The sequence below is a fragment of the Pelosinus sp. sgz500959 genome (genome assembly GCF_042610375.1).
Classification (GTDB): Bacteria; Bacillota; Negativicutes; order DSM-13327; family DSM-13327; genus CTSoil-075.
The window spans coordinates 52,314-70,680 of the sequence record NZ_JBGJZL010000006.1 but is presented as its reverse complement, the minus strand read 5'-3'; the positions used below and the strand labels follow the sequence as shown (position 1 = coordinate 70,680).

General features: G+C 36.6%; 15 protein-coding genes. 10 read left to right on the top strand and 5 right to left on the bottom strand.

Annotated elements, in window-relative coordinates; translation table 11 throughout:
* Positions 1 to 11 precede the first annotated feature (11 nt).
* From ACAN52_RS10910 to ACAN52_RS10895, 4 genes are all read left to right on the top strand, one after another.
* A complete protein-coding gene (locus tag ACAN52_RS10910; RefSeq protein ID WP_378954794.1) occupies positions 12 to 1,736 on the top strand; it encodes a diguanylate cyclase in 1,725 nt (574 codons plus the stop codon).
* 51 nt (positions 1,737 to 1,787) lie between these two features.
* Positions 1,788 to 2,936: a YibE/F family protein gene (locus ACAN52_RS10905; protein WP_378954793.1), complete on the top strand. Its 1,149-nt coding sequence runs from the start codon at positions 1,788 to 1,790 to the stop codon at positions 2,934 to 2,936.
* Between the two features lie 143 nt (positions 2,937 to 3,079).
* Positions 3,080 to 4,753, top strand: coding sequence for a methyl-accepting chemotaxis protein (locus tag ACAN52_RS10900; protein ID WP_378954792.1), 1,674 nt, complete (start codon positions 3,080 to 3,082; stop codon positions 4,751 to 4,753).
* 262 nt (positions 4,754 to 5,015) lie between these two features.
* Complete coding sequence (locus ACAN52_RS10895) at positions 5,016 to 6,215, top strand: MFS transporter (protein WP_378954791.1); 1,200 nt, start codon at positions 5,016 to 5,018, stop codon at positions 6,213 to 6,215.
* Between the two features lie 79 nt (positions 6,216 to 6,294).
* Here the strand turns inward: ACAN52_RS10895 and ACAN52_RS10890 are convergent, their stop codons facing one another.
* The 4 genes from ACAN52_RS10890 to ACAN52_RS10875 form a co-directional block, all read right to left on the bottom strand.
* The gene (locus tag ACAN52_RS10890; protein ID WP_378954790.1) at positions 6,295 to 6,558 is read right to left on the bottom strand and encodes a hypothetical protein; all 264 of its coding nucleotides are present in this window, start codon (positions 6,556 to 6,558) and stop codon (positions 6,295 to 6,297) included.
* 179 nt (positions 6,559 to 6,737) lie between these two features.
* On the bottom strand, positions 6,738 to 8,303 hold the full coding sequence (locus ACAN52_RS10885) for a DHA2 family efflux MFS transporter permease subunit (protein ID WP_378954789.1): 1,566 nt from the start codon (positions 8,301 to 8,303) through the stop codon (positions 6,738 to 6,740).
* On the bottom strand, positions 8,296 to 9,354 hold the full coding sequence (locus ACAN52_RS10880) for an HlyD family secretion protein (RefSeq protein ID WP_378954788.1): 1,059 nt from the start codon (positions 9,352 to 9,354) through the stop codon (positions 8,296 to 8,298). Before ACAN52_RS10880 ends, ACAN52_RS10885 begins: the two co-directional genes overlap by 8 nt.
* A gap of 192 nt (positions 9,355 to 9,546) precedes the next feature.
* Entirely contained in the window at positions 9,547 to 10,146 is a 600-nt protein-coding gene (locus tag ACAN52_RS10875) for a TetR/AcrR family transcriptional regulator (RefSeq protein WP_378954787.1), read from the bottom strand.
* Positions 10,147 to 10,449: 303 nt separating this feature from the next.
* Between ACAN52_RS10875 and ACAN52_RS10870 the strand changes: the two genes are divergently transcribed.
* The 5 genes from ACAN52_RS10870 (at position 10,450) to ACAN52_RS10850 (ending at position 16,727) form a co-directional block, all read left to right on the top strand.
* Positions 10,450 to 11,355, top strand: coding sequence for an RluA family pseudouridine synthase (locus ACAN52_RS10870; RefSeq protein ID WP_378954786.1), 906 nt, complete (start codon positions 10,450 to 10,452; stop codon positions 11,353 to 11,355).
* 202 nt (positions 11,356 to 11,557) lie between these two features.
* Positions 11,558 to 13,318: a sigma 54-interacting transcriptional regulator gene (locus tag ACAN52_RS10865; RefSeq protein WP_378954784.1), complete on the top strand. Its 1,761-nt coding sequence runs from the start codon at positions 11,558 to 11,560 to the stop codon at positions 13,316 to 13,318.
* A 323-nt stretch (positions 13,319 to 13,641) separates the two neighbouring features.
* The gene (locus ACAN52_RS10860; protein WP_378954783.1) at positions 13,642 to 14,382 is read left to right on the top strand and encodes an MIP/aquaporin family protein; all 741 of its coding nucleotides are present in this window, start codon (positions 13,642 to 13,644) and stop codon (positions 14,380 to 14,382) included.
* 266 nt (positions 14,383 to 14,648) lie between these two features.
* Positions 14,649 to 15,398, top strand: coding sequence for a sulfite exporter TauE/SafE family protein (locus ACAN52_RS10855; protein ID WP_378954782.1), 750 nt, complete (start codon positions 14,649 to 14,651; stop codon positions 15,396 to 15,398).
* A gap of 183 nt (positions 15,399 to 15,581) precedes the next feature.
* Positions 15,582 to 16,727, top strand: a complete 1,146-nt coding sequence (locus ACAN52_RS10850; RefSeq protein WP_378955051.1) for an aldo/keto reductase — start codon at positions 15,582 to 15,584, stop codon at positions 16,725 to 16,727.
* Between the two features lie 92 nt (positions 16,728 to 16,819).
* On the opposite strand, the gene ACAN52_RS10845 is transcribed toward ACAN52_RS10850, so the two are convergent.
* The gene (locus ACAN52_RS10845; protein WP_378954781.1) at positions 16,820 to 17,719 is read right to left on the bottom strand and encodes a LysR family transcriptional regulator; all 900 of its coding nucleotides are present in this window, start codon (positions 17,717 to 17,719) and stop codon (positions 16,820 to 16,822) included.
* A gap of 165 nt (positions 17,720 to 17,884) precedes the next feature.
* On the opposite strand from ACAN52_RS10845, the gene ACAN52_RS10840 reads away from it, so the two are divergent.
* On the top strand, positions 17,885 to 18,043 hold the full coding sequence (locus ACAN52_RS10840) for a hypothetical protein (RefSeq protein ID WP_378954780.1): 159 nt from the start codon (positions 17,885 to 17,887) through the stop codon (positions 18,041 to 18,043).
* Positions 18,044 to 18,367: the final 324 nt, after the last annotated feature.

Below are 18,367 nucleotides of genomic sequence, written 5' to 3'. Positions count from 1 at the left end.
GGGGGGACGCTATGGAGTTTTTGAATGCGGCCAAAAAAATCATTCGAAGAATGAATTTATTAGCAATTAGTATTGCATTATTTATCGTAGTGGCAATTCCTTTTACTTACTTATATCTTGAATTACAGGATGAAAAAGAAAGAGGAATTTTTCATGCGCAAAAATATGCTTTGAAATTTCAAAGAACAATAATGGAGAACCCTAAATATTGGAAATTTAATTTAGAGAAGTTTATTGAGGTGTTTTCTGACATTCAAGGGGAAAATTGGATTGAAGCAATTGAAGTTTATGATACTGATATGAGTTTGTTACATCGTGAAAAATTGTTAGAGCCATCTCTATTCACTATTCATCAAATTGCTGAAATTCACTATAATAACAAATTGTATGGTTTTGTTATCATCTATAGTAGTTTGTGGCATTTTATTAGAAATGCCATTGTATTAGTATGTTTATTTGTAATCGTTGGAGTAATTGTTCTTAAATATGTATGGGAAGCCAATTCATTATTGCGACAATTAGCTGAGGCAAATGGTCATTTAAAACGACTTTCGATTATTGATGGGAAAACAGGTTTGCTCAATGCTACAATTAGTATTGAAAAATTAAAAATAGAAATTCAAAAAAATTTTCAGACTGGTAGTGGACTTTGCTTACTGTTTGTTGATATTGATCATTTTAAAAAGTATAATGATCTTTATGGACATATCGAAGGTGATGCCATATTGATTCAGCTTGCAGAATTATTGAAAGCGACTGTTCGTCAGATGGATATTATCGGACGTTTTGGTGGTGAAGAATTTATTATTATTTTGCCAAGTACGATGGAAGAAGAAGGAATAGGCGTTGCTGAATCAATTCTCAATATGGTGAACCAAGCTGATTTTCAAGGAGAAGAATATATGCCTAAGGGAAAACTGACGGTAAGTATTGGTTTGGCATATACCGCGGACGGAATTATAACTGCGCGTGAATTAATGAAACGAGCTGATAAGGCATTATATTGGGCGAAAGAAACTGGACGAAATAATATTAAACGCTATTGTGAGGAAAAAGTACTAATAGAAGTACCCGTAAAACTTCACATGGCAGAGATTTATCCTGTCATGAAACAAGAAATTACGAATAAGGTTCTAGATAAATTTATCGAAAATTTAAAGCAAGATATGTATGATGTGTATGAACCAACTGTTCGTAGTTTGTTAAAAGCTCTTGAAATGTGGGAGATTCAAACAGTTCAGCATTCTTTACGTGTCAATCGAATTGCCATGGTGGTTGGTAAAGAATTGGGCCTATCGCCAAAAGAACTTTCTAATTTAAATCTTGGTACATTGCTTCATGATATTGGAAAACTGTCTATAGGTGATTCTATATTGCTAAAGGAAGCAGCACTGACGCCTGAAGAATATCGCTTAATGCAAAATCATCCACAAGCAGGTTTTAATATTGTAATGGACAATGAACTGTTAAATGATGCGAGTAAAGTGATTCTCTATCATCATGAACGTTTCGATGGCAAAGGATACCCCAATGGGATTAAAGGTGACGAAATACCTTTATTAGCCCGTATTTGTAGTGTGGCTGATGCTTTTGATGCTATGTCATCAGGGCGTCCTTATAAAAAAAGTATTTCATTGGTTGATGTAAGAAAAGAAATTGTACGTTGCTCTGGTAGTCAGTTTGACCCACAAGTTGTTGAAAGCTTTTTGAAGATTAGTGACGACAAACTTGAGTAAAGATGCAGAACAATGTAAAAAACTTATATAGATAGTGAAGGGAAATAAAGTATGAAAAATGCTCAATTTATTTTAAAACGCCTTATTATTATGATAATAGGAGTATTAATTTTTAGTACGATGCCCGTAGTATTCGCAGCGAAGGATGTTCAAAAAGTAGAATATGTAAATGGTGTTGTTCTATCCGTATTAGCGATTGAAGCTCCTGATAATAAAAATATGGGCGTTACTGGTAAAAATTTATTAACGATTCAGCTTACATCAGGAGAAGAATCTGGTAAAACAATCCAAAGTATGAACTATCTTAGTCAGCAAACACTATTTGATATCAATCCTAGCCCTGGAGATAAAGTCATTCTGGCAGTCGGTGGTACGCAAGACATAAAACAATATCATGTTGCAGATTATAACCGTCTTCCTTCGACATCCATATTACTAGGGATTTTTGCTTTGTCCCTATTGCTGCTAGGGATCAAAATTGGTATTAAAACATTATTTGTTGTTTGTTTTTCTATCCTTTTGATCCTTCAAGGTATGATTCCTTTTATATTAAATTATCATTGGAGTTTTATTTTGACTACGCTACTTGTGTGTACGGTGATTGCTACAGTGACTCAAATTACAATCAGTGGTTGGAATTCAAAAACATGGGGAGCTATTTTAGGGACTTTAGGTGGTGTTAGTGTTGCTGGAGTCTTAGCAGCCGTTGCTATTTCTTGGATGCATTTGACTGGTTTAGATAGTGAAGAAGCGATGATGTTAAAAGTCACTACTCTCTCTTTTATTAACTTCCAAGAAGTATTATTTGCCGGTATTATTTTAGGGTCTTTAGGTGCAGTCATGGATGTAACCATATCCATTGCCTCGACTCAATATGAAATTAAAAAATCCTGTCCTCATTACGGTTTCACAGAAATCTTTAAATCTGGTATAAACGTTGGGCGAGACGTGATGGGTACGATGGCAAATACCTTAATTCTAGCCTATACGGGTAGTTCATTACCGCTCATTTTTTTGATTACATCACAAGAAAATATCTCCTTAGAGCGAGTCATGAATCTAAATATTGTTGCCACTGAAATAACCAGGGCTCTTACAGGGAGTATTGGATTGATTTTTTCCATACCTTTAACTGCTGCGATTACCGCTTTTTTATTAAGTAAAAAATACAAATCTAAGGCTATTGATTCAATGGAATAATCTTCAGAAATGAAGTATGATTAGTATTAGATGGTATCTGCTATTAATCTAACCCAATGATCATTGAGTTATTCCCAATTCCCCGTTGTGTGATTGTGATACATGTAAGGGGAAATAGTAAAATAAAAAAAGAGGTTCTTCACTTGAAAATAAAAACAAAATTGATTCTTGGGTATGTAGTCGTATCCTTATTCATCATAGTAGTAACGTTAACTGGATTATATGGGTTCAAAGGTATTGAATCTGCTTATCGAGTGGTCACTAATCAATCAGATCCTACCATTATTTATCTTCGAGAAATACAGTATTATTTTACCGGACAGGCAAATGATGAGCGGGGATTTTTATTGACTGCCGGGCCAGAATTTAAAAAAGAAATTGGTGATAAAGCAGATCAGATTAAGAAACGAATTTCTTTTATTCAAGGAATGATGGAGAATAATGAAGAAATCGCTCTCTTAAATAAAATTAATGAAACTCATACTCGTTTTACTGAAATGAATTATAAAGTAATTGATGTTTATAATTCAGGACAAGTTGATGAAGCAAAGAAATTATCCTTTGGAGATGGTCGTAAAACACGCAAAGAGTTGGAAACGGTATTCAACCAGTTAGTACAACTCAAACAAGAAGAAGCTGCTCAGCAAAAGCAGGCAGCTCAGCAGATAGGGAGCAAAGTAATTGAGATTATCGTCATTGTTTCTATACTGGCGATTGTACTAAGTATTACTTTCGGAGTCTATTTGGCTCGGAATATTATAAGACCCATTTTGAAAATAACTGAGCATATGAAAAACGATGATTTGAGTTTCAAGGCAGAGATCAATTCAAATGATGAGATTGGAGAATTAATAAAATCATTTGAGTATATGGTGAATATTGTGCGTGAAATGGTATCAGGTGTGCAGGCAAACGCTGAGCACGTTGCTACTTATGCAGAAGAGTTAAATGCAACTTCAGAGCAAAGTAGTCGAGTGACTAACCAAGTCTCAATGGCAATGAGTGAAGTCGCAGCCGCAACGGTAAAGCAAGAGGAAAATATACAAGATGCCGTTATTTCTATTGAAAATATGTTAGTCACATTTGATGAGATTTCTACGGATATTTCATCCGTTGAATCTATGTCTGGAAAAACGACTCAAATGACTTATCAAGGAAATGCAGACGTAAAGAAAGCTATTGATCAGATGAACACGATTGGTAATACTGTTGATCATTCTGCTGAAGTTGTTCGCAGTTTAGGGGATCGCTCCAGAGAAATTGGTCAAATTATTGATGTCATTTCTAATATTGCGGGACAGACAAATCTCTTAGCTTTAAATGCGGCTATTGAGGCGGCTCGAGCAGGTGAACAAGGCCGAGGGTTTTCTGTAGTCGCTGAAGAAGTGCGAAAGCTCGCCGAACAGTCTCAAGGGGCAACTGGAGAAATTTCTAAATTGATAGAGTCAATTCAATCTGAAACAGATCGTGCAGTGAATGCCATGAATGATGGTACGCGTGAAGCAATGATCGGTGTTGAGGTTGTCATTGCAACAGGCCAATCCTTTAATGATATTGCCGCTCAAGTGCAAGAGTTGTCAACTAAAATAAAGAAAATTTCAAAGGCTGTTCATGTAATGACAGATGCCAGTCAACATGTTTCTTCAGTAATCAATGACATTGAGTTAGAAAGTAAAGAGATATCAGCACAGACCCAAACTGTTTCAACGGCGACGGAAGAACAGTCGGCTGGGACGCAAGAAATTGCAAGTTTTAGTCATGATCTTGCGATGATGGCTCAAGAATTACAGCAAGATGTACATAAATTAAAGATGTAGTTAAAAAGTATTGGCATTATGCTAATACTTTTTTTTATAAACGATACACTCATACTATGTAAAACTTTGAATTTTTATTCATTTAGCTCTTTGAAGACATTGACAGGGAGGGCTGAAGAGGTTATGATAACGATAAACTAAGTGCATATACACTCTTTGGCAGTTATATGTGGATATATAGTTACATAAATCTTCAGTGAGTTTTATAATAAGTAAGTAGCAATTGTACATAATTTACATAATAGGAATAAAGGAGACAAGGATGGAAACTAAATCAACTCGCTCAGCCTGGGTTATCATGCTAAGTTCAGCAGCAATCTTAGCAATTACTATGGGGGCTAGACAATCTACTGGACTTTTTGTTTCACCGATCAATACATCTACAGGATTAGGGATTGTTTCGATTAGTTTTGCTCTTGCTGTAGGGCAGTTTGTTTGGGGGTTGGCTCAGCCTATATTTGGAGCTATTGCTGATAAAAAAGGTTCTTATGGCGTTCTCATCATAGGTGCTTTTATGCTTGCAGGAGGACTAGCTTTGACTCCTTTGATAAATTCAGAATGGTCTTTATTACTCACTATGGGTATTTTAAGTGCAGCAGGGGCAGGGGCGGGAAGCTTTTCCATATTGATTGGTGCTACTACTCGCCAACTGCCTCCAGAGCGCCGTGCGTTTGCCGGTGGCTTTATAAATGCTGGTGGTTCGTTTGGACAGTTTATCTTTGCACCCTTATTACAAGCTATTATTAGTGGATTTGGCTGGGTTGCTGCCATGCTTACTATGGCAGCAACGACACTTCTTACAATTCCTCTCGCTTCCATGCTTAGTGGTGATCGACCGTCAGATAAGGTCCTTATTTCCGAAGAAAATTCAGGGGGGCTAGTCGAGCAAATTCGCCAAGCCATGGGCAATTCTAGCTATTTATGTTTGCATGCAGGATTCTTTACATGTGGTTTTCATATTGCATTTTTAGTAACTCACTTGCCTGGGGAAGTTGCTTTGTGTGGTCATTCTGCAAGTGTGTCTGCTGCTTCATTGGCGCTCATTGGTTTATTCAATATAGGAGGTAGCCTATTTGCTGGATCTCTTGGTTCACGCTATCGGATGAAATATATATTGGCTGTTATGTATGGCAGTCGTGCTGTCATGATTGGCCTATATCTTCTTGCTCCTAAAACTCCTCTGACTTTTTATATATTTGCTGCTTCTTTGGGATTTACTTGGCTAGCAACAGTACCACCAACTGCTGGTCTTGTCGGAAAGCTTTTTGGTACGAAATATTTGGCTACACTTTTTGGCTTAACACTACTGACTCATCAAATTGGAGGTTTCTTGGGGGCATGGCTCGGGGGACTTGCCATGGCTCATGATGGGAATTATTTATGGATGTGGTATGCAGATATCGTATTAGCAGCTTTGGCAGCACTGGTCAATCTTCCAATAAAAGAAGAAAAAGTAAGTTAGTTGCATAAAAAAATAAAGAACCAGTACTATCATCAAATGATGGAGATAGTACTGGTTCTTTAATTTACTTTGATAGAGTCTATGGCTGGGAAAAAAACTTTTTTAAACTATTCATATTTGTTGTAGTTGGTTTCATTAACTCGGATTCAACAAACATTCTCATTATTTCTAGTCGTACTACTTGTGTATTATCAGAAGCATTGCCTGTGATTAGCCTTTGCAAACTAGCTATCGACACGTAAGGTAAAACCTCACTAATGAAATATTTTTTAGCTGCTTCACTGTCTATCGTCTCTTTTTCATGAGGTATAAACTTTGAGAAATCAATTAAGTTGCTGTTCATGGCTTATCACTCTCCATTTTATTTCTACTATATACTTTCAATATTATAAATTTGTTTAGAATCGGGATTATAGTAAAAATAAATTAACCTTCCATGATATAAGTATTTAGTATTTTAAAGAACACCAAAAATAAAGAAAGAACAGCTATACATATTAGAATCTATAGCTGTTCTTTCTTTTAATGGGATTCAATTGGAGCACCTTTTTTCTGTGGTTTATTACTTGGCATAAACAAGGCGACAATAGCTAAAATTACCAAGATACTAGCGACGAAATTATAAACATCCCTGTAGGCTAGAATGCTAGCTTGATGGAGAAGTTCTTTGTAAATTTGTCCCATAGCCGATGTTGATGCTTGAACTGTAGGTACGCCAAGACTGATCATTTCTTGTGTATAAGTCGAAAGTGCACTGAGGTATCCGGGATCGGCATTGGTCAAATGTTGTGCAAGATTGGATTGTTGTACTTGTTGTCTTTGTGCAAGAATGGTTGTGACAAGGGCGATGCCAATGCTGCCTCCAAGATTGCGCATGAGAGAAACAATTGCAGAGGCATTGCTGCTATTTTCTGGTGAAATTTTTGAGAAAGCGAGAGTACTGGCAGGTACGAATAGAAAAGGGATACCGATTGTCTGTAAAATGCGCACAAAAACAAAGGTATTATAATCAGTCTGTGGTGTGACAAGTCCAGTTGCCCACATACCAACCGCGGTCATCAACATACCAAAGGAAATGAGATAACGAGATTGAATGATGCTTACAAGTTTTCCAACGACAGGCATCATCAATAGGGTGGCTATTCCACTTGGCGAAAGTACAAGTCCAGATAAGGTCGAATCATATCCGAAATTTGCTTGCACGAGCATGGGTAATAAGGTGGCGCTTGCATATAAGGCAAAGCCGACAAAGAAAATCATCAGGCAAGACATACCGAAACTAGGAAGGGCAAAAAGTCTTACTTTCACGATCGGATTTTTCTGCCTTAATAACCAAAAAACTGTCAATGATAGGCTGGAAATTGCAATAAAAGTGAAGAGGATAATAAAGGAACTATCAAACCAATCTTCTTGTTGCCCCTTATCTAGAATGATTTGTAATGCTCCAAGACCTAGAGTAATCAAACTAAGGCCAATATAATCAATGGAATCGACTTGTTTCTTTTGGGCCTCAGGCGGATCTTGAACAAGGAACTTGACGAGAAAAACAGCTAATACACCGACGGGAACATTCATGAAAAAAATCCAGCGCCAGCTAAAATTATCAGTGATATAACCGCCTAAAGTGGGCCCTAGTATAGGGGCTAAAACCGTCGTCACACCTGTGATAGCAAATGCCATCCCCAATTTTTCGGGAGGAAAACTATCTTTGATAATGGCCTGTTGAGTAGGTTGTAGTCCGCCGCCTGCTAAGCCTTGTAATAAGCGAAAGATAATCAACATTGGTAGGGAATTTGAAATACCGCATAGAATCGAACTCACAGTAAATCCTATAATACAAAACATAAAAAAATTCTTACGTCCCATGAGACTAGATAACCAACCAGAAAGTGGAAGGACAATGCCGTTAGCGACAAGATAAGAAGTGAGCACCCACGTACTTTCCTCTGCACTAGCACCAATTGACCCGGCGATATGGGAAAGTGCAACATTGGCAATTGTTGTGTCTAATACTTCCATGAAAGCAGCAAGGCTAACGGCGGTAGATACGAGAAGGGGATTAGAGGGTGTTGATGCAATCTCACTCATGTTTTAAGTCTACGCCTTCAGTAAATACGGTTGGCACTACCGACATACCCAGTCCTAAATGAAGAGATTCATCTGGCAGGTTGTTAAACACAATTTTCACGGGAATGCGCTGCACAATTTTCACAAAGTTTCCAGTCGCATTCTCTGCGGGAAAGAGGGAAAAATGGCTTCCTGTTCCTGCTTGTATGCTCTCTACTTTCCCCTGTAACTTTATAGTGGGAAAGGCATCAATGCGGATGTCGACAGATTGGCCAGGGCGCATATGTTCCAACTGTGTTTCTTTAAAATTGGCAATAACCCATAAATCTGTTCCAACCAATGAGGCGAGTTGCGCCCCTGTCTGAACATAGTTGCCGATCTCTACACTACGTTTAGTAATATAGCCATCCATAGGGGCAATAATTTTAGTATTTGCCAGATCATTTTCTGCTTGTGTGAGATCAACTTCGGCTTGTTTTACTTGAGCTAGCAATTGTTCACTGGTATTTTTTGCCGATGCAATTACACTGGGGGCTGTATTGGCGGAACGAAGATCAGCTCTCAGTTTATCTAGGTTGGAACGTGAGGATTTCTCTGCTACAATTGCCTCATCAAGTTGTTGTCGGGAGCAGGCTCCGGCGTTAAATAAACTTTCCATGCGTTGACGATCACTGACTGCTTTTTGCCAAGTAGCTTCTGAAGAGATAACTTGCGCTTGTGCACCAGCAACGGTAGATGGTGCAGAAACTGTGGTTGTTTCCAAATTACTGTGAGAAGCATTCGCTGCTGCCTGTGCAGCGGCTAATGTGGCTTTGGCTCGGTCGCGACGAACGATATAATCCGTTGGGTCAATTTCCAGTAAAATATCGCCAGCTTTAACAAGTTGATTGTCGTGAATCGATAAGGTTTTCACATAACCTTGTACTTTTGGGCTTAAAATAACAGTTCGACCATCAATAACAGCATTATCTGTTGATACTTCACCGCGTTGTGAATAATAGTAGGTGCCAGTTCCGCCGAGAATGAGTAAAATCACAATGAAGATTTTAATGAATTTTGTAGTCAGTTTCATAGTATCACCTTTTCATAATTATTTGAGTTTGTGTGAGATAAGTACCACAAGAGCAATCCTCATATGAATTGTTTTTAAAAGGATTTTCATAAAATTAATACAAATGTTTGTTTGAATAGAAAGAAATGAATTCTCTTAGCTTGATCATTATATTTTTATCGAATCAGCCAATAGAACAAGATCATTCTTAGCTTAGCTGTTATTTACGATGCCGTGCAGATAAATGCGAAAGGCATGAGCTGTATATTCCTTATTACTATTTTCTGTTAAGGGAGTCAGTTTTTGTAGCAGAGGTTTGGTGATAAAATAGAAATTTAGAATTCCAGCGAGAGAAACAGCGGCATAAGTAATATTTAAGTCAGGTCGAAAATCACCCCATGTAATGCCTTCTTGGAGTGAATTCCGCATAAATTGGTGCACTTGGGAAAGATATTTTTCAATAATTGGTCCGCCATAATCAGTGGGAGTAGTAGCTTCGCTGATCATAAAGCGAGATAAAAAAGGTCGTTGGGCATGAATTTGAGAAATTTGATCGGCATAGAATGTAAGTCTTTTAATCGGGGAGAGAGAATCATCATTTTCTGCTAAGTACAAGGCCTGCATCAAAGGGGTTAACTGTTCTTCTAAAACTGCCTGATAGAGCCCTTCTTTGCCATTAAAATGATAAGAAATTGCAGAGACATTAATTTGAGCTGCATCGGTGATTTCACGAACTGATACACCAGCAAATCCTTTGAGTGCGAATAGGGGGATTGCAATTTCAATCAACTTTGTTTGGGTATCTGTTTTCATTATCATAACTCCTTTTTAAGTTAAATTAGTTATTAATACATAAATAAAACAAACGATTGTTTGAATCAATAATCCCATAGCTACTATATTTTGTCAAGAATTTTAATCAAGTTAGTTTGATTATTTTTAGTAAGCAAATTCATTAAATGTATTTTGTAAGTACATCTCATTTGAGATATACTATTGATAAAAGAGAACTGGTGATTAATCATGAAAAAGAAATTTATCACGCTGAATCATTTGATTTCGCCAATAGGATTAAGATATACATAAAATTTATCACTGGAAAAGGAAGGCCTAAGAATGAAATCATTTACTACATATAAAGTACCTCAAGAACATGCGGGCTTAGTTCTTGAAACCTATTTAAAACAAATTTTGCAGTATTCTGGTAGAAAGATTCAAAAATTAACTCGACAAAAAGGGATTTTATTAAATGGCAAACCTGTTTTTCTACAGAAGAAAGTGAAACTTGGTGATACTTTACGTGTTCTTAACTCCGAGGATACGGCTTATGGAGTCCAGCCCGAAGAAGGGGCTATTGAAATACTCTATGAAGATCCTTATATGCTAGTTATCAATAAGCCATCACATCAGTTGGTTCATCCTACTGGTCAAACAAGGAAGGGTACACTGGCTAATTACCTAGCTTATGATTTACAGCAACGGAATATAGTGGCTACTGTTCGGCCAGTACACAGGCTAGATCGAGAAACTTCAGGTTGCATCATTTTCGCTAAAGATTCCCGTAGTCAATTCATTCTAGAACAGCAACTAAAGGAACGAACATTAAAACGTATCTATTGGGCTTTAGTGAAAGGAATTGTTAGCCCTGCCGTAGGGACCATTGATGCACCAATTGGTGCTCATTCGACTTTGCCCAACCGTCGAGCAATCCATCCACAAGGTGAGCAAGCCATTACACATTACCGAACCATTCACAACTATGTTGATACTTCTCTGTTAGAGCTGACCTTAGATACAGGAAGAACCCATCAAATTCGTATTCATTTAGCCCATCTAGGGTATCCGATTATTGGTGATGGTATGTATGGAATACGTTCATCTTATATGAAACGTCAAGCCTTGCATGCAAGTGCAATCACTTTTTTACGTCTAAAGGATCAACAAGAAATTACAATTGAGGCTCCACTTCCTAAAGATTTTGCAGATGGGATTGAATTTTGCAAGGCTAATCAATCACTTTAAGATTAGTCTTTCATAGAGGAGATTGTATGGAGCTTGTATTGAAGAGAGTTTTAAAGAATCATTTGGATAACAAAAAAGTATTGACGGTAAAATTGATTTATGGATATAATTGGAATGAGTATTAAGTGTTAATAGGTTACTACTGTCATGATTCGGTGACAGTAGTAATTTTTGATTGTTAAAAATCTTTGGGAGGACATATATGCAAAAGGCACTCATAAAACATGCAGATGGATTAGATATTGCTTTTACTGTCATGGTTGTGCAAAAGGCATACCAGTTGCAGCAAAAATATAAAACTGAAATTGATATAAGTTATAAGAAGGATGAAAATGTATCTTGCACTGATTTTGGATCGATCGTCAGATTAAATGTAAAAAAAGGTGAAGTCCTATATATTTCAAGCAGAAAGCCAGAAAATGACCAAGCAGTGCAAGAAATGGTTAATTTTCTGGAAGGGGATCAACGTATTAATGGGAGTGAGAGAAATCACGCAGAGTTTTTAGGTGAGGAGCTAAGTGGGAATGTTAAAGTGATGCTCGATATGATCGATGATGGTATCTGCATTGTGGATAAAGAAGGCTATATTACCTTTGTAAATAATTTTTTTTCGAGCGTTGTCAATCAACCCAATGAGCGATTAATCGGTAGATATATAAATGATGTCATTCCGAATGTGATGGAATGTAAAGACTTAGCAGCGAGAAAACAAATTGTTGGAAGAATAAGCGGGATTGGTACTGTAGAAACCTTAGTATCGATCGTAAATCCAATTGTCGCTGATAATCGATTACTAGGTTCAATTTTAGTCATTAAAGATGAACGAGAAATAAACTCTTTAAAAGAAAAACTAAAAATATTAAAAATAAAAACTGAAAATTTAGAAAAAATGTTATCCAAAGAAAAGGAGGCAAATTGGCATCCACAAAAATATGTGGGCGAATCTTTAGAACAAAAATTTATTCGAAAAATGAAAATTGGATCAGCGTTTGAAAAATTTATTGGTATGAACGAAGCTGTTTTAAATACCATCGCTTTGGCTGCCAAAGCTGCTAAAGTTCAATCAACTGTTTTAATTATTGGAAAAAGCGGAACGGGAAAAGAAGTCATTGCTGAAGGGATTCATTTGGCAAGTCCTAGAGCTAAGGAGCCATTTGTAAAGATAAATTGTGCAGCGATTCCTATCAATTTATTGGAAAGTGAACTATTTGGGCATGAAAAAGGCGCTTTTACGGGAGCAATAAAAAGAAAGTTAGGCAAATTTGAATTAGCTAATAATGGAACAATTTTTCTAGATGAAATTGGTGAGATGGATCTTGCAATGCAAACAAAATTATTAAGAGTGCTTCAGACGAGTAATTTTGAAAGAGTTGGTGGAGAAGAAACGATCACTGTTAATATTAGAGTCGTTGCTGCGACCAACAGAGAGTTAGAATTGATGGTGAAAGAGGGACGTTTTCGCGAAGATCTTTATTATCGTTTGAATGTGATACCTTTATTTTTACCTCCATTGAAAGAGCGAAAAGATGATATTCCATTATTAGTAGATCATTTTCTAAAAAAGTTTAATAAAGATTTTGGTAAGGAGATACAGGGAATTAAGAACTCTGCCATGGATGCATTAATAAAATACGATTGGCCAGGTAATGTCAGAGAACTTAGAAATATTATTGAAAGATTTGTTGCTCTTGCAGATGGGAGCTATATCGAATTAAGTGATTTACCTTTGTCTATTCATCAAAATACAAGTGAAAATCCAGAGAATCATTTAGAAACTATTTCCACTTCAATTATTCAAGGCGAAGTTTTTCTTTTAGAAGAATATGAAAAGCAAATTATAAGGGCTGCTTTAGATAAATATGGAAGCTATACTGCAGCAGGTAAAGTTCTTGGAATAACCCATAAAACAGTGGCCGCTAAGGCACAAAAGTATGGAATTGATAAAAAAATTGGTAATGGATAATTAATATATAGGTTACATGAAGAAGAAGTTTTCATCAGTGGAGAATTATTCCCCGAAACAGGGAATAATTCTCCACAATTTTTTTATGGAAAATAAGGTTTGCCATGCTCAATGAGCAGTAAAGTGCGTGAAATCTTATATCATGAGAAATTCATTCTAAATTAAAATGTTGGCATAAAAATTGCATTATATAGTTAGTAATTATAAGTGATAAAATCTTGTATAAAATGAGAAGGAGGTGAACATGGTATAAGGGTGTGCAAGATATAGAAAAATGGAAATATTCAAAATCTATATAACACGAATATAAGGAGGGATTAGTAATGTCAATCGTAGTAGCTGAATTTGTGGGTACAACGGTTCTCATGACTTTTGGATGTGGGGTTTGTGCAAATGTTAATTTGAATAAATCAAGAGCAAATGTAAGTGTATTAGGTGGCGGCTGGATTACAATCACAGCAGGATGGGCATTTGCCGTCATGCTGGGCGCTTTTGTTAGTAATGCTCTCGGTGGTGCAGGAGAGTTAAATCCAGCTCTTGTTTTATTCAAAGTACTTGCAGGTGCCTATACGCTTCCAGTAGCGATTCCCATCATGGTTGCTGAACTCGCTGGTGCTATGCTTGGTGCAGCGATGACTTGGTTGGCTTATCTTCCTCACTGGGAAGTTACAGAAGATAAAGGCGCTATTTTAGGGACCTTCGCGACTGGTGCAATGATCAAAAATGACATGGCTGCTTTCATTTGTGAAATTATCTCCACGACATTCTTATTTATTTGTCTTACTGCTTTTGGTAGTAAATTAGTAACAGGTGCTGGTATGTCACCAGGTTTCGGCAATTATTTAGCGGCCATGTGTATCTGGGCAGTGGGTTTGAGCTTGGGTGGACCAAGTGGATACGCCTTAAATCCAGCTCGTGATCTCGGTCCTCGTATTATGCATGCAATCCTGCCGATTTCTACTAAAGGTAGTTCGAATTGGGAATATGTTTGGGTACCTATTCTTGGTCCGTTTGTTGCAGCATTTGTTGCCTATGGAATTTGTACAACAATTGGGCTTTTATAATCGAAATATAGAGCAGTATCAAACAAGGGATAGGAACTTCGTTTCTCAGGATGGATATTCTGTATGAAATGAAGTTCCTATTCTCATTTTTCCTAAAAAAGGTATTGATTAATGCTTAATTATTCCAAATATGTTACACTTTATGTACAACTGTGGTCTGACGAAAGGAAAAATAGCTGATTAGTTTATGATCATACTTGCCTCGTAAGAATGCTGAGGTAAGAAGTGTTGAAAAATAAGTAGTAAATGAGGTGCTGTTTTAAATTATGATTACCTTTGTTATTCTTTTTGTTGCAGCATTTTGCGCAGGTGTCCAAAATGCATTAGCTGGTGGAGGATCATTTCTTACTTTTCCAGCGTTAATGTTGACGGGATTAGATGCACGGGCAGCGAATATCACGTCAACGGTTGCACTTTTCCCTGGGCAGATTACAACAGGTCTTGCTGGGAGAAAAAATGTTTCAGATTTACCTCAATTATCGTTTAAAGCTCTGTTTGTCATTAGTCTAATTGGTGGGGTTTTGGGTGCTATTCTTTTATTAGTGACGCCTGTTTCTGTTTTTGAATTTTTGATACCGTGGTTGGTTTTATTTGCGACCTTTGTTTTTTTGTGGGGAAGTTTCTTCAGAAAAGTTAAGGAAAATTCTAAGCCTTTAGGGCCTATAGGAGCTAGTTTTGCCCAATTGGGTATTTCAATTTATGGGGGTTATTTTGGTGGCGGAATTGGCATCTTAATGTTAGCAGCATTGACGATTGCAGGTTTGGATGTACGTAAGGCAGGAGCGACTAAAAATGTATTAGCTGGCGTGATGAATGCTTCTGCCGTTTTGATCTTTCTTTTTTCGAAAGATGTTGCGTGGACGCAAGTGATGATCGCTTCGATTGCCTCTATCGCCGGTGGGCAGCTAGGAGCTTTTGCACTCAAGCGGGTGAATGAAAAAATATTACGTGTTTGCATCATTATCCTTGGTTTTGGATTAGCCATTGGACTTTTTATGAAAGCACACGGAGCATAAAAATATGAAATTCATGTGAGTATCTTGTCGATGAGAAGGAAAAGTACATGAATTTATTGTAAAATCGATCTTGACATGGAAAAGTAGAATGAGTTATTATTAATTCGAAAGTTATCGAAATATGAATAACAAGGGATATTCTAGAGTTTACGAAAGTATTTAAAAAAGGGTGGGATTATTTTGTTGTATAGAAAGTTTGGAAAGACAAATGAAATGGTTTCAGTTTTAGGATTTGGCTGTATGAGATTGCCTATTATCGGTAACGATCCTACCAATATTGATGAATATAAGGCCATAGAGATGATTCGGTGTGCCATTGATGCTGGGGTCAACTATGTGGATACTGCATATCCTTATCACGGTACTGGTTTTACTAGTGGCGGAGCAAGTGAGCCTTTTGTTGCTAAAGCCTTAAAAGATGGATACCGAGAACGAGTTAAGTTAGCGACGAAACTTCCTAGCTGGTTAATTAAAACACGAGAAGATATGGACAAGTACTTAAATGAACAATTAGAACGTCTTGAAACGGATACAATTGATTTCTATTTAGTACATTCACTGAATGCCAATGTTTGGCCTGTATTAAAAGAAGCTGGCATTTCTGAGTTTTTAGATCAAGCAATCAAAGATGGAAGAATTAAATATGCCGGATTTTCTTTCCATGATCAAGCTGGATTATTCAATGAAATCGTAGATTATTATGATTGGTCATTCTGCCAAATTCAATATAATTATTTGGATGAAGAATATCAAGCCGGCAAGCAAGGCTTAGAATATGCTGGGAAAAAGGGTCTGGGCATTGTCATTATGGAACCTCTTCGAGGTGGTAATATTGTTCGGCTTCCACAAGAAGCAAAAGATGTCATTGCTCAAGCTGATGTAAAAAGAACACCAGCAGAATGGGGTTTACGATGGGTATGGAATCACCCAGAAGTATCTGTTGTATTAAGTGGTATGACGACTATGGATCAGGTTACAGAAAATATCAAAGTGGCTCAAGAAGCACATGAGAATTCATTAACTATAAAAGAAATAGAATTAATTGATGACGTAAAGACGATTTTTACAGAAAGAATAAAAGTAAATTGTACAGCTTGTGGGTATTGTATGCCTTGTCCTGTCAGTATAAATATTCCTGGATGTTTTTCAGCCTACAATGACTATTGGGTTTTTGATTCAACTCCTGCAGCAAAACAGAGGTATGGGATTTGGTCAAAACTTGCGGCACCCGCATCTAAGTGCGTAGAATGTGGAAAATGTGAGAGTCATTGCCCTCAAGGGATTGAAATTCGTAAAGAATTGAAAAACGTCAAAGAGTTATTTGAGTGAATTTTAAGAAGTCGTTTACCATATCAATAAAAACCTTCTCCTTTTAAAAAATAAGGAGAAGGTTTTTAGTTAGTGTGAAGGTTTAATAAATTTCATCGCGTACTCTCATTAGCGGTAAAATAATTTTCGGCAAACTGTAGCCATAAGCGAGCGGCATGAGATAGAAAACGCCCCTTTTTCCATATAATAGACATATTGTGTATGATTTGCGGTTGGGTTAAGGGAACGGAGGCAATACGATTTGCATCTAATTCTTTGCATACTGCACTTGGTAAAAAAGCAATCCCCAAATTAGCGGCTACGATTTGGGTCATAAGCTCCCGTTGGGAGGTTTCAAAAATAACATTAGGAGAAAAACCTACATTTTTACACTGATTGATTATTTCATCGTGTAGGCTAAAATCTTCACTATATAAAACAAAAGATTCATTTGCTAATGATGCTAGATCAATTGAAGGTAGCTGACTTAGAGGATTTTGCGAGGAAACAATGACCCAAAGGGGGTCTTTAGAAAAAGAAAGGGAATCAAACTGTTGATTATCTGGTGCTACGCAAATAATGCCAGTATCTAGTGTTCCGTCTTGAATTGCAAGTGCTACTTTTTTTGATCCATATTCGGATAGGCTAATTTCGATTTGGGGATATTTCTTTTTAAATTCTCCTAATAGCTCAGCAAAGATGGTGGAGCTAGTGATCGGAGGTAATCCAATAAAAATTTTCCCTTTTTCCAGTTTAATTTTATTTTCAAATTCAGTGGTAAGATTATGAAACATGATTACGACCTGTTGTGCTTGATCTAAAAAAATAATACCTGCATCTGTCAATTGGACATACTTGGAAGTGCGATTAAATAAGGAAGTTCCGAGTTCTGTTTCTAAATCTTTTATCATTTTACTAATTGCTGATTGTGATACGTGAGTTATACTAGCAGCTTTACTAAAACTTTTTTGACGAGCTACTTCAACAAAATATTCTAAATGTCGAATCTCCATGATAAACACCTCCCTTATAGTTTACTATCTCTTTTTCTCATAGTAAAGATGACAATTATATATTTTACTTATGAAGCAATTCGATTTAGAATAAAGACAGAGAAACAGAGATGAGAGATATAACGATAGAAAATCATAGATACGAAATTAAAGGAGATGTTTAAAATGCTTAAACAACAAGTAAGTGCAAAAAATTACGTCGAAGGACTGGGTATGATGAGAGAAGATAAAACTCTTGTAGTAAAAGTTGATGTAAAGAAAGCTGTATATAAAGATCTTACGCAAACTAAAGAATTCTGGTCTAATTTAGCAGTACTCAGCTAATAAAAAACAACTTTTATTAGCTTGTGGTATAAGGTGTTTCCTAGTATATGAAAAAGTTCTACTTCTCGATCGGTGTGAGAAGTAGAACTTTTTCATATATTAGTTTAAAATACAAATGGTAAAAAATGTTAAATTTACATGAAAATAATATGAATCTTTAAAGGATTCTGTCATAGCATGTCGAATGAATTTCTATAAATACATTCACGTTTTAGCAATTAAAATAACAAATATTAACAGGAGGTTCATTCTGCTGTAAGGAGTCGGAGTACCTAGCTATTTTTAATATTTTGGTGTTATAACGAAAAGTCTGACCAATGGTGG

Bases quoted from the DNA above. Each gene is read 5' to 3' on its own strand.
- ACAN52_RS10910 (WP_378954794.1), top strand. From the start codon at position 12: ATGGAGTTTTTGAATGCGGCCAAAAAAATCATTCGAAGAATGAATTTA.
- ACAN52_RS10905 (WP_378954793.1), top strand. From the start codon at position 1,788: ATGAAAAATGCTCAATTTATTTTAAAACGCCTTATTATTATGATAATA.
- ACAN52_RS10895 (WP_378954791.1), top strand. From the start codon at position 5,016: ATGGAAACTAAATCAACTCGCTCAGCCTGGGTTATCATGCTAAGTTCA.
- ACAN52_RS10890 (WP_378954790.1), bottom strand. From the start codon at position 6,558: ATGAACAGCAACTTAATTGATTTCTCAAAGTTTATACCTCATGAAAAA.
- ACAN52_RS10885 (WP_378954789.1), bottom strand. From the start codon at position 8,303: ATGAGTGAGATTGCATCAACACCCTCTAATCCCCTTCTCGTATCTACC.
- ACAN52_RS10880 (WP_378954788.1), bottom strand. From the start codon at position 9,354: ATGAAACTGACTACAAAATTCATTAAAATCTTCATTGTGATTTTACTC.
- ACAN52_RS10875 (WP_378954787.1), bottom strand. From the start codon at position 10,146: ATGAAAACAGATACCCAAACAAAGTTGATTGAAATTGCAATCCCCCTA.
- ACAN52_RS10870 (WP_378954786.1), top strand. From the start codon at position 10,450: ATGAAATCATTTACTACATATAAAGTACCTCAAGAACATGCGGGCTTA.
- ACAN52_RS10865 (WP_378954784.1), top strand. From the start codon at position 11,558: ATGCAAAAGGCACTCATAAAACATGCAGATGGATTAGATATTGCTTTT.
- ACAN52_RS10860 (WP_378954783.1), top strand. From the start codon at position 13,642: ATGTCAATCGTAGTAGCTGAATTTGTGGGTACAACGGTTCTCATGACT.
- ACAN52_RS10855 (WP_378954782.1), top strand. From the start codon at position 14,649: ATGATTACCTTTGTTATTCTTTTTGTTGCAGCATTTTGCGCAGGTGTC.
- ACAN52_RS10845 (WP_378954781.1), bottom strand. From the start codon at position 17,719: ATGGAGATTCGACATTTAGAATATTTTGTTGAAGTAGCTCGTCAAAAA.
- ACAN52_RS10840 (WP_378954780.1), top strand. From the start codon at position 17,885: ATGCTTAAACAACAAGTAAGTGCAAAAAATTACGTCGAAGGACTGGGT.